Raw genomic sequence first — 16,719 nt, 5'->3', positions numbered from 1 at the left:
TTTAAATATTTCAATTGTTAAATCTTTAAATCTAAAAGATTACATATTCCTTCTATACTGTCCACCCACTTCAAACAGGGCAGCAGTAATCTGGCCAAGGGAGCACACTTTAGCAGCTTCCATTAGCTCATCAAAGATATTTTTGTTATTTATAGCAGCATCCTGAATAATCGCAAGGCGCTCTTCTACCTGTTTCGCATTGGCAGCATGAAGCGTTTCAAGCGTTTTGATTTGGAACATTTTCTCTTCTTCCGTAGCACGGATAACCTCAGCAGGAACCACTGTTGGCGAACCTTTAGAACTCAGGAACGTATTTACCCCAATAATAGGGAACTCGCCTGTATGCTTAAGGGTTTCGTAATACAGCGACTCTTCCTGTATCTTAGAACGCTGGTACATGGTTTCCATAGCACCAAGTACACCGCCACGCTCTGTGATACGGTCAAACTCTGCCAATACAGCTTCTTCAACAAGGTCGGTAAGCTCTTCAATGATGAACGATCCCTGAATAGGGTTTTCATTCTTAGCAAGACCAAGCTCTTTATTGATGATAAGCTGAATAGCCATCGCACGGCGCACGCTTTCTTCCGTTGGCGTAGTGATTGCCTCATCGTAAGCATTTGTGTGCAGTGAGTTACAGTTATCATATATAGCATACAGCGCCTGAAGCGTTGTACGGATATCGTTAAAATCAATTTCCTGTGCGTGAAGCGAACGACCTGATGTCTGGATGTGGTATTTCAGCATCTGAGCACGCTCGTTAGCGCCATATTTGTTCTTAAGTGCTTTAGCCCATATTTTACGTGCTACACGACCAATAACCGCATACTCAGGATCGATACCATTACTGAAGAAGAACGACAGGTTCGGACCAAAGTCGTTGATGTTCATACCACGGCTCAGGTAGTACTCTACGTAAGTGAATCCGTTAGCCAGCGTAAACGCCAACTGTGTGATTGGATTTGCACCCGCCTCGGCAATGTGGTATCCTGAAATCGAAACCGAATAGAAGTTCCTCACGTTTTTCGTAATGAAATACTCCTGAACGTCTCCCATCAATCTCAAGGCAAACTCTGTAGAGAAGATACAGGTATTTTGTGCCTGGTCTTCTTTAAGGATATCCGCCTGAACGGTACCACGCACCTGTGTAAGGGTACGCACTTTTATTTCGTTATATACATCAGCAGGCAGCACCTGATCTCCGGTAACACCAAGAAGCATTAACCCAAGACCATCGTTACCCTGTGGAAGGTCACCATTGTAGCGCGGACGCTCAACACCTTTAGCTTTGTATATATCGTTTATTTTTTTCTCAACTTCTTTCTCAAGGCCGTTCTCTTTAATGTAGATCTCACATTGCTGGTCGATAGCGGCATTCATAAAGAAACCTAACAGCATTGGTGCAGGACCGTTGATGGTCATACTCACCGATGTCATTGGGTGGGCAAGGTTAAAGCCTGAGTATAGTTTTTTAGCATCGTCAAGACAACAGATAGAAACCCCTGCATTACCAATCTTACCGTAAATATCCGGACGGTGGTCAGGGTCATTACCATAAAGGGTTACAGAGTCAAACGCTGTAGAAAGACGTTTTGCCGGCATACCTAAACTTACATAGTGGAAACGGCGGTTAGTACGTTCCGGTCCGCCCTCTCCGGCAAACATACGCGTTGGATCTTCTCCCTCACGTTTGAACGGATATAGTCCTGACGTGAATGGGAATTCTCCCGGTACATTTTCCTGCAGGCACCATCTAAGGATATCACCCCAAGCCTGGTATTTAGGCAGTGCAACCTTTGGTATCTGCGAATGCGAAAGCGATTCGGTATGTGTTTGTATCTTAATCTCTTTGTCCCTTACTTTGAAAGAATAAACAGGATTTTTGTATTTGTTTACCTTGTCATCCCATGTAAGGATGATTTCCCAGTTGTAGGGATCAAGGTTCATTTTCACTCTGTCAAACTCCTTAAGAAGCAGCGACATGAATTGTTTTTTGTCTTCTTCCTTAACTTCAACAGTCGATTCAACAATTCCCGACTTATCAATTGTAGGCGTTACACCTGCAACAGTCTCTATTGTTTTGAAGATACCGTATAGTTTTTGGGCAACATCCTGCTGGCTTAGGGCAACCTCATCATACTTGCGGTTGTTTTCAGCGATTTCAGAAAGGTAACGTGTTCTGTGCGGAGGGATAACAAATATCTTCTCGCTCATTTCGCGCGTAATCTCGAAAGTTGACTTAAGTCCTGCACCTGTTTTCTCTTCTACCCTGTCCATGATCTTTTTGTAAAGGGTATTCATGCCCGGGTCGTTAAACTGCGAAGCAATGGTGCCAAATACAGGAAGGTCATCCGGGTTAGCATCCCACAGGTTGTGGTTACGCTGGTATTGTTTCTTAACGTCACGAAGTGCATCAAGCGAACCGCGTTTGTCAAATTTATTGATCGCTACAAGATCGGCAAAATCAAGCATGTCGATTTTCTCCAACTGGGTAGCAGCACCAAACTCAGGTGTCATTACATATAGTGAAACATCAGAGTGCTCAAGGATCTCTGTATCCGATTGTCCGATACCAGATGTCTCAAGGATGATAAGGTCATATTTAGCTGCCTTAAGTACCTGAATGGCCTCGGCAACATATTTAGAAAGTGCAAGGTTAGACTGACGTGTAGCCAATGAACGCATATATACCCTTGGGTTGTTGATGGCATTCATACGGATACGGTCACCTAAAAGCGCACCGCCTGTTTTACGTTTTGAAGGGTCAACCGAAATAAGACCGATGGTTTTCTCAGGGAAATCGATAAGGAAACGGCGTACAAGCTCATCTACAAGTGATGATTTACCCGCACCCCCTGTACCGGTAATACCCAGTACCGGAATATTGGTTGTTTCGTTTTGTTTATGGATAGCATCAAGCGTATCCTTAGCAACTTCAGGGAAATTTTCTGCCGAAGAGATTACCCTTGCAATAGCCGTTGGATTCTTTTCAGCCAGGTGGTTCAACTCACCATTAAGCTTATCTCCTACAGGAAAATCGGCTCTTTGCACAAGGTCATTGATCATCCCCTGAAGACCAAGCTCACGCCCGTCGTCCGGAGAATAGATACGGGTGATTCCGTACTCATGAAGTTCCTTAATTTCCTCAGGAAGGATTACTCCTCCTCCGCCACCGAAGATCTTAATGTGTCCTGCCCCTTTTTCTTTAAGCAGGTCATACATGTATTTAAAATATTCGTTATGCCCCCCTTGGTAAGAGGTCATGGCAATAGCGTTTGCATCTTCCTGAATAGCAGTATTAACCACTTCTTCCACGCTACGGTCGTGCCCAAGGTGAATTACCTCAACACCGGTAGCCTGAATGATTCGGCGCATGATATTAATAGCAGCATCGTGCCCGTCAAACAGGGATGCAGCAGTAACAATTCTTACTTTATTATTAGGAATATAAGGTTGTGCTTGTTCCATTCTGAATTATATTCAATTTTAATGGCGCAAGTTACGGAATTATTAAATTTTTCAAAGCAAAATGCCCCTAGAAAAATCGTTGTAGTAATATTTAACCCGAATTAGATTAAACATTTAAATTTTACAACTAAAGGTGTTAGCTATATCACAGAGATTCGCAAAGAAAACACAGAGTCACACAAAGAAAATATCTAACAAGCTCACAGAGAAATCTCAGCCAGAGGCAGGAATAGCTTTGAGCGCTCAAAAAAAACAAAACTTAGCGAATCTCTGTGTTTTCTTTGTGCATCTCTGCGTAATAACTTCCAAATTTACCTTACAATATGCTCCAGTTCTCCATTTTGCATAAAGAGCACACGGGTACGAAACGATTGCGATTTTACATTGGTAGGATACCAGTCACGTCCTTTGGCAGCAATAATAAATAAACCCTCATCATCACCTGATGCCGTAAAAGTATCAGTACGTGGCTGACGTTTAAATATGGGAACCCCTTCTTCCTTGGCCAAAGTATCAGCAAGTTCTTTTACATTATTTGTCACCAGGCCAATCTCACTTATCGAAATGTATGACCTGCTGCTGTAGGGTTCATCATCATAAGCCCGATTAGGGTATCGGGTAATGAATTCTACAACATTACCATTATTATCATAAAAGTAAAACGCCTTTGCATCCCAGTTTACAAAATTGGCAATATCTTCCCCTTCAACTGTAATAAGCTCTACATGCTGCCGTATATGATGATGGGCATCAAAAAAGCGGTTGTTGGGTATTTCAATAGCAAAATGATATACCGGTTTCAGCCCTTCAGATTTTTTAAAAATCAGCTTGGTAAAACCTACCTGAAAGAACAGGGCATCCTTTTCGGTAAAAAACGGAGTAAGCCCTAAAGTCTTTTTATAAAATTTTTCCGTAGCGGCGAGATCGTCACTAAGAATTTCGAGTTCAATAATATTCATCTTCTGTGTGTGGTGCAAACCACTAATTTAATGATAATTGCAAAGGCAAAATGTAAAACAAAAGGTAATTAAATGCTAAATCTTTCACTTTTCCGATATTCGTAAAATTCTTACTGTATCACTAAAAAAATGAAATTACTAGCTTCTTTTAATCTGTTAATTACTAAAATAGTAACACATAAATTGCAGCAGTTATATTAATATCAAAACCCGAGCCATACAGCCTATATATTTGTTATTTTTGCATCCAGCCTGGTGAACTCATTATTCAGAGATGAATTCAACCACAAGGGTCACAAAGTGATTCACTACGTTCACAAAGCTTTGTGTTCTTAGTGGCTTCATAGTGTTCCTTGTGGTTAAGAGAACATAAAGCCGCTAACTATAAAAGAGATAATGAAATTCCCTAAATACTACCTCGCTGCAGTAACCGCCTTTGTTATTTGGGGGTTCTTCAGTTTCGGGCTAAAACCCATCCACGATTATCCATCACAAGACATTCTTTTTTACCGTGTATTTACCTGTATTACCCTGATGGTAATTATCAATTTCACCGTAAGAAGGGATAAGATAAAGGAAACGCGAACCTACCTGAAAGCACTTACCAAAACAGAAAGACGAAACCAGTGGCTTTTAATAGCAGGAAGTTCGGTATTACTTACTGCAAACTGGGGATTATTCATTTATGTCATGAACCAGATCAGCGTTAAGGCAGCATCATTTGCCTACCTCGTATGCCCTATCCTTACTACGTTTTTTGCATTTATTATCCTGAAAGAAAGACTGCACAAAATACAATGGCTGGCAGTATTTATGAGTTTTGTTAGTTGCGCCATACTATCCTATAACGACCTGCGTGATGCCATGTTTAGTATTGTGGTTGCAGCTACCTATGCCCTATATCTGGTATTGCAAAAACGCATCACCATGCCGGACAGGTTCATATTGCTTACACTCCAAATAGGGATTGTAGCACTGATACTGCTACCTTTCTACCCTGTTTACAGCAGTACACCTCCGGTAGAAGTTACATTCTATTTGTTCATACTGCTTATTGCGGTGCTGTTCACCATCATCCCTATGTTCCTGAACCTGTTTGCCATGAAAGGTATCAACTCATCAACTATCGGGATATTGATATACCTGAATCCGCTTATAGCATTTGCATTGGCAATACTGTATTACAAAGAAGACATCTCTTTTGAGCAGATCCTTTCTTACTCGCTCATATTAGTATCTATTGTGGTATTTAATATTGGAAGTTATTTGAAGATGAAGGCGATGGAGAAAGCTTAATTCCCTACGGGAAATAACTTCAATCGTACAATTTATTTCTACCTAAATTAAATCGCTACGCGATAATCCCTACTTACCACCGATTGATTTTCCCGTTAGGGAAATAATATTGGTAGCAATTGAAATTTAGTATCGAAAAAATTTCCCGTAGGGAATAAATCATTACCCCTTTTCAAATCATCAAATAACCATATCAACAAATCCACAATAAAAAGGAATGGTATTTGTTTTAGCTTTGAAAAAAATTCACACATGAAAAAACTACTTCTTTCCCTTATGGTAGCGGCAATGGTGCCGGCTGCTGCAAATGCACAATTAGGCGGACTTCTTGACAAAGCTAAAAACACAGTTAGCAGCGCTACCGGAAAATCGACACTGAGCAATACCGAAATAGGCAACGGACTTAAAGCTGCCCTGCAGGAAGGTGTAACCAAACAGGTTAGTAAACTTACCGCTGTTGACGGATTCTATAAAAACGAAGCCGTAAAGATCCTTCTGCCTGAAGAACTACAGAAAGTGGATAAAAAAATGCGCCAGATGGGAATGAGCAAAATGGCCGACGAAGGCTTACTACTGCTAAACCGTGCTGCCGAGGATGCCGTGAAAGAAGCTACTCCAATATTCGTTAACGCGATAACAAGCATGAGCTTTACCGATGCCAAGAACATCCTTATGGGTGCAGATAATTCGGCGACTGCCTATCTGCAAAAAACAACCTCAACACCTTTGTATTCTAAATTCAGTCCTGTTGTGCAGACATCATTAAGTAATGTAGGAGCCGATGTGATCTGGAAAAGCATTATCGAAAAATACAACAGCTTTCCGCTTGTAGCCAAAGTTAATCCTGATCTTACCGATTATGTTACCGATAAAGCGATGGATGGTGTGTTTAAAATGATTACGGTAGAAGAAAAAAATATTAGGACAAATTTATCATCACGAACATCAGATTTACTGAAAAAAGTATTTGCTTTACAGGATAAGAAATAACACCTAAGCATATACCATGAAACGACTTTTTATCCCACTTATCGCAATCAGTTTAACCCTTTCAGGCTGCGCCGAGCTGCAACAGGTAGCCAGCCAGTTACCGCAAACTACCGGAATACTTTCTAATGCTGATATAGCAGCAGGACTTCGCGAGGCTTTGGATAACGGTATCGACAAGCAGGTTACCAAACTTACCGCAGTAGATGGTTTTTATAAAAACCAGATGGTCAAGATACTTTTACCTTCTGAACTGCAACAGGTAGATAAAACGCTTCGCGATATTGGCCTTAGCAGCCTTGCCGACGAAGGTCTTAAACTAATGAACCGCGCTGCGGAGGATGCCGTAAAAGAAGCTACACCGATATTTGTAACCGCCGTTAAGGAAATTACGTTTACAGACGCTAAAAACATTTTAATGGGCAATGACGAGGCTGCAACTTCTTATCTAAGAACAAAAACCACATCGCCCTTGTATGCCAAATTCAATCCGGTTATAAAGTCGTCTTTCAGTAAAGTAGGGGCCGATAAAGTGTGGAAAAACATAATAACCAAGTACAATGCTGTGCCTTTGGTTAAAAAAGTTAACCCAGATTTAACAGACTATGTTACTAACGAAGCACTTGACGGAGTATTTAAAATGATTGCCGTTGAAGAAAAAGATATTCGAAACAATGTAAACGCCCGTACTTCGGCGCTTCTTAAAAAAGTGTTCGCTGCACAGGACAACAAGTAGCTAAAGTTTTTATTATCAAACAAATAGATATAACATATCCTTAACATTGTTGCGGAAATTATTTAAGTAATTTGCAGGTGCAAATAAATGGTTTTCTCACATTTGGTTAGGGTTAGTTAAAAAAATGCCGGTATACAACTACCGGCATTTTTATTTTTTGTAAGAAAAATATTTACACAAAAATGATATTCTTTTGATAAATAAATGTTAAATTTAACATATTTTTACATTTATAACTTTTTAATTACCAAAACTAAAGAACTTATGAAACCACTTTACCCGATACTCATCGCGCTCATCGGCGCGTCATTGGGTGTCTTTTTTGTTTACAACGGCGTAGACAAACACTTTATCTCCCCCTGTAATATTTATGGCCCTGAGAGCACACTACCTCAGGATTATATTAACCTGATGACTGCACTTTGTAGCTCAGGCTTTACAAAAGTGGTGGGCTCATTAGAGGTGTTTGCAGGCATTTTGCTCGTGTTTCCAAGGACAAGGTTACTGGGCACAATTGTTTTACTACCGGTTATTTCTTCTATTTTTCTTTTACACCTGCTTTTGGACAACAGGCCGGATGAACTTATAGAAACCGGAATACCTCTCGCCGGTGTTTTTCTAATGCTGTTATACCATTACAAAGAATGGCGATTCATGATTCATGGAAAGAGTAAGCAATACTCTTTTTCATAATGATAAAGCCGCTGCATCCCCAACAGCGGTTTTTTTTATAACCAAATCTTAAATTTTCAACCGTGCTGCCTTATAGTTGCTATAGTTTCCTATTTTTGCTAAAAAACAGGAGAAGTGAAAAAGAGCGTACTCGTTTTATGCCTTATGATGATAAGCACCTTAGCTACGGCACAGGAATGGAATACCGACCTTGCAGTTGCTAAAAAGAAAGCTACTGCAGCAAACAAGAACATACTATTGGTTTTTTCGGGATCTGACTGGTGTATGCCATGCATGTATCTTGAAAAAGAAGTATGGCCAAGCGAAGAGTTCATAGCGGCTGCCGAAAAGAACTGGATACTGCTCCGTGCCGATTTTTTACAGAAAAAAGGTAACCCCGAACCTGTAAACGTAAACGACATGAAAATGATCCTGACCGAAAAGTACAATCGTGACGGCTTTTTTCCTTACTTCGTAATGCTGGATAAAAACGGTAAAGTACTTGCCAAATCAGGTTATGAAGACAAAGAAACCGTAAAAGAATATATTGTGATGTTTAAAAAAATGTCCCGATAATCCAACTATTCCGAACGCTCAATAAGCGTGTTTAGCTGACCATCAAAAATTTCCTGCTTAAAAATTTTCCTGTCTGATTTATCAATATAATATTTTACCTGAGAGGTAATACCTTTAATTGTTTCCATGGTGGTTACTATCCACACTAAATTCAGTCCGTTCTTGTTCCTGTAAGTTCCCGATTTCACATCCATTATTTTTTGGATAACAATCCCCTTTTTAGCCGGATGATAGTCATAGGTAGTTATCTCCTTAGTATAACCTTCTTTGTACGGAAGCAGACGCACTAAATAAGGGAAAAAGTTACTGTCAAAATATTTGCCAGCAGCAACTTCCTCATTTACCTTAACCTCTTTCTTCTGAATCTTATCATTATAGCTGCCTGTTACAGATGTTCCAAACCTAAGCTTAACAGCACGTTCGAGATTATCAGAATAATGTCGTATAGGCGATAAATTAGACTTTAGCGTAATTGTTGAATCTATCCAGGTAGTTTTAGCATTGTTTACATCAATATCATTAACAATAGCAATCTTATATTTCCCCGGTTGGATAGAGGTATTAATACGCGCTACTTCGTGCTTTTGCCCATCCTGAACGATATACCATTTCATTTGGTAACGTTCCGGCTGAATATATTTGGTTTCAAATATGGTGTCTCCGGGAATAACAGCATGTTGCGCAAAAAGCGATGTAAACGTAAAAAGCAGTATAGTGGCAAATATCTTTTTCATGGCAGTAGTTTAGTTTAACAGCCAAATATAAATATTTTAACCGACTATAGAAACTTAATGATGATGACCGTGGTCATGGTCATGGTCGTGATCAACCATACGCTCTCTTAGTTGCTTAAAATAAGGAAAAGCCTTTACAAGCCTACTACCATACCATGAGAACATTTCGCCATCTACAAAAATGGTTTGGGCATGATGCGTATGTCGCCCCAGCTCAAAAGCATCTTCATCCTTGAACGGATAAGGCTCAGACGAAAGGAATATAATATGTGGATCTCCCTGAATTCGCATTTTTTGCACAATCACTTCAGGATAGCGGCCTTCATTCTTTTCGTAAATATTAGTAATCTTATTCAACTTAAGTAACTCGTTGATAAATGTATCCTTACCGGCAACCATATAAGGGTTTTTCCATATAAAATAAGCCGCCCTTTTCTCAGGTTTATCCTTTATGTACTCTTTAAAATCAGCAAGGCCAAAGTTTATCTTATCAATCCACTGGCGCGCCTGAATGCGTACAGAGAATATTTGCCCCAATTGCTCAATCATTTCAATATTATCGTCAATTGTAATGATATCACTAACCCATACAGGCGCTATGTCTTTTAAAGACTCAACAATCTCGAGGGTATTCTCTTCTTTATTAGCAATGATAATATCCGGCTGAAGCAACCTTATCTTTTCTATATGCACCTTTTTAGTACCACCAATTATCTTTTTGGTCGATTTTAAGTGGTATGGATGTACGCAGAATTTAGTTATCCCAACAATCTTATCCTCCAGTCCCAAATCAAACAACAATTCGGTTTGTGATGGCACAAGTGATACGATACGCTTAGGCGTTTCTGTAAAAGTATGGGTGTTACCTATTTGGTCAGTAAAAGTTTTCATCAATGAATGTTCTGGGTTTGGAGTTTAGGGTTCTTACTCAGAACGCTGAACTCAGGACTCTAAACAAATTTTAACCTAAAAGAGCTTCCATTTCCTGTTGCATCTTTAGTGCTTCCTCTCTTGCTTTTTCCGCAAAGTCTTCGCCATTCGATGCATAGATGATTCCTCGGGATGAGTTGATAAGCAAACCAACCTTATTGTTCATTCCATATTTACATACCTCCTGGAGGCTGCCTCCCTGTGCTCCTACTCCGGGAACTAAAAGGAAACTGTCCGGCACGATTTGGCGAATACCAGTAAAATATTCAGCTTTGGTAGCACCAACCACATACATCAGGTTCTGGCTGTTTTTCCATTCCTTCGACGTTTTCAGCACCATCTTGTAAAGTTCTTCGCCTTCGGCAGTCTTTGTCTGGAAATCAAAAGCACCTTCGTTAGACGTAAGTGCAAGAAGAATGGTAAACTTATTCTCGAAAGCCAAAAATGGCTCAACACTATCTTTACCCATATAAGGCGCCACCGTAACCGAATCAAAATTCAGGTCCTCAAGAAATGCTTTAGCATACATGCTTGAAGTATTACCGATATCGCCACGTTTTGCATCGGCAATGGTAAAGATATCAGGGTGTTTTTCGTTCAGGTATTTAATCGTTTTTTCAAGCGACATCCAGCCTTTAAGTCCGTAGGCTTCATAAAAAGCCGTATTAGGCTTATAGGATACGGCAAGGTCGTGCGTAGCATCGATAATAGCTTTATTAAATTCAAAAATCGGGTCTTCTGTTGCTAAAAGATACTTAGGGATTTTATTCAAATCTACATCTAATCCAATGCATAAGAATGATTTCTTCTTCTGAATCTGTTCAAATAGGTGTTGGGTATTGGGTATTGGGTGTTTGTCGTTAGCCATTAAGTTATAGATTATTTTCTACATATTTTTTCAAAGCCTGTATCCTTTTCTGAATAGTATGAAGTTCAGAAATTAAATTAAAATACTGCTCGTCTTTTATAAAATTAAGTTCTTTTGCGATTTCTATTTGTGTTTCTAACTCAAAAGACGAACCTAAACTTATTTGAAGGAATCTTGAAAAATCCCTTTGAGAATTCCGGGAACACCCTTCAGCAATATTTGAAGGTATTGAAACGGCGCATCTAGAAATTTGAGAGGAAAGCCCATATTTTTCAGTTGCTGGAAAAGTATCTGTTATTTGATAAATCTTCTTTACAAATAGAACAGAACTTTTCCAAACATCTAAATCCCTGAAATTTCTCATTACATACCGGATATTGCTAATACCTAAAACCTAAGAGCTAAAACCAGTATTAATATTCGCTTTCTTTAAGCTTTTCTGTATTGTTTACCAACTGAAGCTCGTCAATAAGCTTCTGAACGTTACCATTCATTACACCATCAAGGTCATAAAGTGTAAGACCAATTCTGTGGTCAGTTACACGCCCTTGTGGGTAGTTGTATGTACGAATCTTAGCCGAACGGTCACCACTACTTACCTGTGAGTTACGTTTTGCCGCATCTTCTTCCTGTTTTTTAGCAAGCTCCATCTCATAAAGACGTGAACGTAATACTACTAATGCTTTATCTTTATTTTTGTGCTGTGATTTCTCATCCTGACACTGTGCTACAAGTCCTGTAGGAATGTGTGTCATACGAACAGCCGATTTAGTAGTGTTTACCGACTGACCACCCGGACCTGATGAACAGAAGAAGTCGATACGTACATCATTCATGTCAATTTGTACGTCAAACTCCTCTGCTTCCGGAAGTACCATTACTGTAGCTGCCGAAGTATGGATACGTCCCTGAGTTTCTGTCTGAGGCACACGCTGTACACGGTGTACACCTGCTTCAAACTTAAGGGTACCATAAACATCTTCTCCGGTAACTTCAAAGATAACCTCTTTGAAACCGCCCGAAGTACCTTCACTGATATCTACAACGCTGGTTCTCCAGCCCATGTTTTCGCAGTATTTGGTATACATCCTGTAAAGGTCGCCTGCAAAGATACTCGCCTCATCACCACCCGTACCTGCACGGATCTCAACCATTACGTTCTTAGCATCTTCAGGGTCTTTTGGGATAAGCATGAATTTGATCTCTTCTTCAAGCTGCGGAAGTCTTTCCTTCGCAGCATCAAGTTCCATCTTAGCCATCTCTACCATTTCAGCATCGCTGCCATCAGCAATAATCTCCTGAGCCTCGGCCATGTTACCCGTAACCTTAATGTACTCTTCACGCTTTTCTACAAGCCCTTTAAGGTCTTTGTATTCTTTGTTAAGCTGAACGTAACGCTTTTGGTCGGCAATTACATCCGGCTGGATGATAAGATCCGAAATCTCGTCAAACTTCTGCTTTATTATCTGTAACCTGTCTAACATATCTTTAATTCCTTATTTGGAGGTGCAAAATTACGCATTTTTTTTGATTCTCAATGCGGTATGTTCAATACTAAAACCATTCCGGTTAAGAACAGTTTTTACAATGCCCCGTTACCCAGCTGGTAACGCTTTTTTGCACATAACCCTCCGGTAAATTAACGATAACTTTTTCTTCGAGGCATTCTACCTTCTGGCAACTAATGCACTTAAAATGAAAATGATCATGGTCGTGCGTATGCTCATTACAGCTATGGCACAAAGCAAAATAATACTTACCATCATCAGCCAGAATCTTATGTGTAATGCCATCTTCGCAAAAGCTGTTCAGCACACGGTAAATGGTAACGCGATCCATTTCGCCCTTAATTTCGTTCTCGATCATTTCCTGGCTCAATGCCGCATTAGCATCCTTCAGCAGACTTAAAATAGCTGCTTTTGCAGGTGTGTTTCTTCTTTTCATTTCGTTAATGCAAATTTGTTGCAATAAATTAATGCAATCACATTGCAATAATACAAAAAATAGTTAGCTTTGCCAAATCATTAATCACTTCAAATCATGAACAGTTACGAAATAATCATCATTGGCGGAAGCTATTCCGGGCTATCTGCCGCTATGGCTTTGGGAAGGGCATCGCGAAAAACACTGGTAATAGATGCAGGAGAGCCCTGCAACTGGCAAACGCCACACTCGCATAATTTTATTACCCATGACGGCGAAGTCCCCTCCGTAATTTCGGCAAAAGCAAAAGAACAGGTTCTTGCCTACCCTACAGTTACGTTTATAGAAGACAGAGCAGTAAAAGGTATTAAGACCGAAACGGGATTTGACATTACTACCGAAAGCGGAAAAACTTTCAGTTCTAAAAAGCTATTGTTAGCCACAGGGGTTAAAGATATTATGCCGGACATTGACGGATTCGCCGAATGTTGGGGAATATCAGTTATCCATTGTCCGTATTGCCACGGCTATGAGGTGAAGGGAGAAAAAACGGCTCTTATGGCGAATGGACCCATTGCTGAGCACTTTCTGCCTTTGCTGCTACAATGGACCAAAGATCTTACTTTATTTACCAATGGAAAATCGACAGTAAGTGAAGAAGTCGCTGCCAAATTCAGGAAGCACAATATAGAAATTATTGAAACTGAAATAGAAAGCGTACAGCACACAAATGGTTATATGGAAAGCATTACCCTGAAAGATGGAAACATTCATCATTTCAAAGCCATGTATGCCAAAATACCCGCAGTACAGCACACTTTTATCCCCGAAGACCTGGGTATAAAACTAGACGAATCAGGATTAATTGAAGTAGACGAATTTAAACGCACAAACATACCGGGCATATTTGCCTCGGGCGATTGCACAAGTATGGGACGAGCCGTTATTATGGCTGCAGAAGCGGGAACAAGAGCAGGTGTTACCATCAATAATGATTTGTGTGCAGCTGATTTTCAATAAAAAATACCAAAAAATAGGGATTTTATAGTAATTGATTTTGGCAGAAATTTGCAGCTTAACCCTAACAACCAAAATCATGAAAAAAACTTTATTTTCAAAACTGGCAACAGTAATGCTTCTACTTGTCTTTGTAGCTTGCGGAGACGATGATAGTAAAAACACCGGCAATTCTAACCCAAACGATAAAATTATAGGCACATGGGTCTATAATGGTTACTATGATGAGCAAGGCACTTTTGTAGCTGATGACACTAATGAGTGCTGGGCTTACAACATAACATTTAAGAGTGATGGAAGCGGAAATGAATTTGAAAAAGATTGCCAGAATGGTAATACCACTAACAACCATTCATGGAAAAACATGGGCAACAATGCCTACAAAATCACTTTCTCAAATGAGAATATTGATCTTATAAATGTAACGTTTACAAGCAATACCCAAGCTGATGTCAGTTGGGATGGCGGCACAACAAAAGAAAGATTTACGAAACAATAATGGTTTAAAATTGGTTATTTTAGTGCAGGCTTCGGCCTGCATTTTTGTTTAGTATTATTCTTACTGTGTATCTACATTAATATTTTGCATCTTTGTTAATCCTTCTAAAAAAATCAATTATGAAAAAACAAATTACATTAGCTATAACTACAACCCTTTTGATGCTAACGGCCTGTAAAAAGCAAACTTCTACAGAGATATCCACTACAGAAGGCACTCATGAGAAAACCTACAGCAATATTGAAAAGGCAAACTGGTTTCTTGGTGAGTGGGCTAACACATCTAACGAGGGTGAACTTACCGAACGCTGGAAAAAAGAGAATGATTCTGTTTTTCATGGTGAGTCTTATTTTGTGAAAGCGACCAAAGACACCGTTTTTGCAGAACATGTAAAATTATGGGAGACAAACGGCAAGCTTACTTATACTGTAACCGTACCCAACCAAAATAACGGCGAAGCTGTTGATTTTGAAATGACATCATCGACAACTAATCAGATTGTTTTTGAAAACCCTAAACACGACTTCCCAAATAAAATAATATACAACAAAGTAGGCAACGATTCGTTAGTTGCTGAAATATCCGGAATTCAGAAAGGCAAGCCGGCATCGGAGAAATTTGCCATGAAAAAACGATAAATTCTTAACTTTAAATTAAATAACAAAATCCTGCCGTAAGCGGGGTTTTGCTATTTTAGCCAAAATTTAAAACTCATGCTGTTATTACAGGAAAAAATATACGAAAAGCTAGACTACACAACACAGGTCCTGAAAAAAGGCGAATATGACAACTGTACATTTTACAATTGCAATTTTTCATCTGTAGATCTTACAGGCATGGTATTTACAGAGTGTGTTTTCAACGATTGCAATTTTACAATGGCAAACCTGAAAGGTACTGCTTTTAAGGAGGTTGAATTTAACGGATGTAAAATGACCGGATTAAACTTTAGCATATGCGAACCATTTTTGCTTGCGATGCAGTTTTCGGATTGCCAGCTTAACCTAGCTTCATTTTACGGCTTAAAACTTAAAAACATACGCTTTAAAAAATGTAACCTTGAAGAAACTGACCTTGTTAAGGCAGATTTTAGGGGTGCTTCATTTGACGAGTGCAATTTGCGTAATGCTGTTTTTGAAAACACCAACTTAGAAAAAGCCGACCTGAGAAGTGCTGTCAACTTTAGCCTTGACCCAGAAAACAACCTTATAGAAGGCGCTAAATTCTCTTTAAATGGATTGCCCGGCTTACTAAACAAATACAATCTTGATATAGAATAAAAAAATCCGCCGTGGCGGATTTTTTTATCTTCTGTCTACGTTTTGTCTTATAAATACTTCGGTGGCCCCAAGCCCGTACTTTTGATAATCGGCATCACGAAAGTCGATACCTTCATAACGTCCCAATAAAAAGTCAAGTTCTGCTTTTAGCACCCCTTCACCTACACCGTGTATGAACACAATTTTCTGCATTCGGTTTTTTATGGCAAAGTCAAGCTGCCTTTTCGCCGTTTCAGACTGCAGGGTAAGAATATCGTAGTTTGACATTCCTCTTTTGCTTGGAACAAGCTTTTCAATATGAAGATCTACTTCAAGAACAAACTCATCTTTCCTGGATTTCTTTTCTTTTACAAAGCTTCGTTTCTTAGGCTCTTCTTTTTCCCTTATCACAGAACCCAGGCTCTGCTTAGAAAAAAAAGATTTCATCTCACCATCATTATGGTTCTTTACAAGCTCGCTTTCTTCAAACATAAGTTCAAACCCGTCGCTGGTCTCCACAACAACTTTACCCTTTTTAAAAGCTTTTACCCGCCCACTAAAAGAGTCATCAAGCACTATTACCTCATCACCAACATTAAACTTCATCTTCTCCTGATTCTTTTTCGTTCCTTTGGTTTTTAGAAGGAACCTTAGACATAAGCTTCATCATCCCCATCATGAAAATCACTATGCATGCTATCATGATAAACATATTTGGCTTCGCTTTAGACTGTTCGAAGAGTGCCATAAAAGCAGCCGCAAAAAACAAGATAATATAAATGGTTTTCATAAGTA

Annotated in this window: 18 protein-coding genes; 9 read left to right on the top strand and 9 right to left on the bottom strand. The window is 39.5% G+C overall.

The genetic code is table 11. The features are described 5' to 3' along the window. Positions 1–39 precede the first annotated feature (39 nt). Positions 40–3,468 (bottom strand): methylmalonyl-CoA mutase family protein, encoded by a 3,429-nt coding sequence (locus DEU42_RS15475; protein WP_114759235.1) that lies wholly within the window; start codon positions 3,466–3,468, stop codon positions 40–42. Positions 3,469–3,779: 311 nt separating this feature from the next. Continuing rightward, positions 3,780–4,427 (bottom strand): VOC family protein, encoded by a 648-nt coding sequence (locus DEU42_RS15470; RefSeq protein ID WP_114759234.1) that lies wholly within the window; start codon positions 4,425–4,427, stop codon positions 3,780–3,782. Between the two features lie 396 nt (positions 4,428–4,823). Here DEU42_RS15470 and DEU42_RS15465 point away from each other — a divergent pair, with 396 nt between their 5' ends. From DEU42_RS15465 to DEU42_RS15445, 5 genes are all read left to right on the top strand, one after another. Further along, on the top strand, positions 4,824–5,723 hold the full coding sequence (locus tag DEU42_RS15465; RefSeq protein ID WP_114759233.1) for an EamA family transporter: 900 nt from the start codon (positions 4,824–4,826) through the stop codon (positions 5,721–5,723). Between the two features lie 252 nt (positions 5,724–5,975). After that, positions 5,976–6,713, top strand: a complete 738-nt coding sequence (locus DEU42_RS15460; protein ID WP_114759232.1) for a DUF4197 domain-containing protein — start codon at positions 5,976–5,978, stop codon at positions 6,711–6,713. A gap of 16 nt (positions 6,714–6,729) precedes the next feature. Continuing rightward, positions 6,730–7,446 carry a DUF4197 domain-containing protein gene (locus tag DEU42_RS15455; RefSeq protein ID WP_114759231.1) on the top strand — a complete coding sequence of 239 codons (717 nt, stop codon included), beginning with the start codon at positions 6,730–6,732 and terminating at the stop codon, positions 7,444–7,446. 264 nt (positions 7,447–7,710) lie between these two features. Next, positions 7,711–8,139, top strand: a complete 429-nt coding sequence (locus DEU42_RS15450; protein ID WP_147278138.1) for a hypothetical protein — start codon at positions 7,711–7,713, stop codon at positions 8,137–8,139. 114 nt (positions 8,140–8,253) lie between these two features. Next, positions 8,254–8,694 carry a thioredoxin family protein gene (locus DEU42_RS15445; RefSeq protein WP_233506712.1) on the top strand — a complete coding sequence of 147 codons (441 nt, stop codon included), beginning with the start codon at positions 8,254–8,256 and terminating at the stop codon, positions 8,692–8,694. Between the two features lie 5 nt (positions 8,695–8,699). Here DEU42_RS15445 and DEU42_RS15440 read toward each other — a convergent pair whose 3' ends face one another. From DEU42_RS15440 to DEU42_RS15415, 6 genes are all read right to left on the bottom strand, one after another. Further along, positions 8,700–9,428: a hypothetical protein gene (locus DEU42_RS15440; RefSeq protein ID WP_114759228.1), complete on the bottom strand. Its 729-nt coding sequence runs from the start codon at positions 9,426–9,428 to the stop codon at positions 8,700–8,702. Between the two features lie 54 nt (positions 9,429–9,482). After that, positions 9,483–10,319, bottom strand: a complete 837-nt coding sequence (locus DEU42_RS15435; protein ID WP_114759227.1) for an ABC transporter substrate-binding protein — start codon at positions 10,317–10,319, stop codon at positions 9,483–9,485. Between the two features lie 70 nt (positions 10,320–10,389). Continuing rightward, positions 10,390–11,226 (bottom strand): orotidine-5'-phosphate decarboxylase, encoded by an 837-nt coding sequence (pyrF, locus tag DEU42_RS15430; protein ID WP_114759226.1) that lies wholly within the window; start codon positions 11,224–11,226, stop codon positions 10,390–10,392. Positions 11,227–11,230: 4 nt separating this feature from the next. Beyond that, entirely contained in the window at positions 11,231–11,590 is a 360-nt protein-coding gene (locus tag DEU42_RS15425; RefSeq protein ID WP_114759225.1) for a four helix bundle protein, read from the bottom strand. A gap of 49 nt (positions 11,591–11,639) precedes the next feature. Continuing rightward, a complete protein-coding gene (gene prfA / locus DEU42_RS15420; RefSeq protein ID WP_114759224.1) occupies positions 11,640–12,710 on the bottom strand; it encodes a peptide chain release factor 1 in 1,071 nt (356 codons plus the stop codon). 85 nt (positions 12,711–12,795) lie between these two features. Further along, entirely contained in the window at positions 12,796–13,170 is a 375-nt protein-coding gene (locus DEU42_RS15415; RefSeq protein WP_114759223.1) for a Fur family transcriptional regulator, read from the bottom strand. A gap of 96 nt (positions 13,171–13,266) precedes the next feature. Between DEU42_RS15415 and DEU42_RS15410 the strand changes: the two genes are divergently transcribed. The 4 genes from DEU42_RS15410 (at position 13,267) to DEU42_RS15395 (ending at position 15,945) form a co-directional block, all read left to right on the top strand. Then, complete coding sequence (locus DEU42_RS15410) at positions 13,267–14,169, top strand: NAD(P)/FAD-dependent oxidoreductase (protein WP_114759222.1); 903 nt, start codon at positions 13,267–13,269, stop codon at positions 14,167–14,169. 76 nt (positions 14,170–14,245) lie between these two features. After that, on the top strand, positions 14,246–14,665 hold the full coding sequence (locus DEU42_RS15405) for a hypothetical protein (RefSeq protein ID WP_114759221.1): 420 nt from the start codon (positions 14,246–14,248) through the stop codon (positions 14,663–14,665). A 119-nt stretch (positions 14,666–14,784) separates the two neighbouring features. After that, the gene (locus DEU42_RS15400; RefSeq protein ID WP_114759220.1) at positions 14,785–15,303 is read left to right on the top strand and encodes a DUF6265 family protein; all 519 of its coding nucleotides are present in this window, start codon (positions 14,785–14,787) and stop codon (positions 15,301–15,303) included. 75 nt (positions 15,304–15,378) lie between these two features. Next, positions 15,379–15,945 (top strand): pentapeptide repeat-containing protein, encoded by a 567-nt coding sequence (locus DEU42_RS15395; protein ID WP_114759219.1) that lies wholly within the window; start codon positions 15,379–15,381, stop codon positions 15,943–15,945. Between the two features lie 24 nt (positions 15,946–15,969). On the opposite strand, the gene DEU42_RS15390 is transcribed toward DEU42_RS15395, so the two are convergent. Beyond that, positions 15,970–16,530 (bottom strand): Smr/MutS family protein, encoded by a 561-nt coding sequence (locus tag DEU42_RS15390; protein WP_114759218.1) that lies wholly within the window; start codon positions 16,528–16,530, stop codon positions 15,970–15,972. Positions 16,531–16,719 lie beyond the last annotated feature (189 nt).

The organism is Flavobacterium sp. AG291, from assembly GCF_003350375.1.
GTDB classification, from domain to species: domain Bacteria; phylum Bacteroidota; class Bacteroidia; order Flavobacteriales; family Flavobacteriaceae; genus Flavobacterium; species Flavobacterium suzhouense.
The sequence above is the reverse complement of the archived record's forward strand: the minus strand, read 5'-3'. Positions and strand labels throughout refer to the sequence as shown.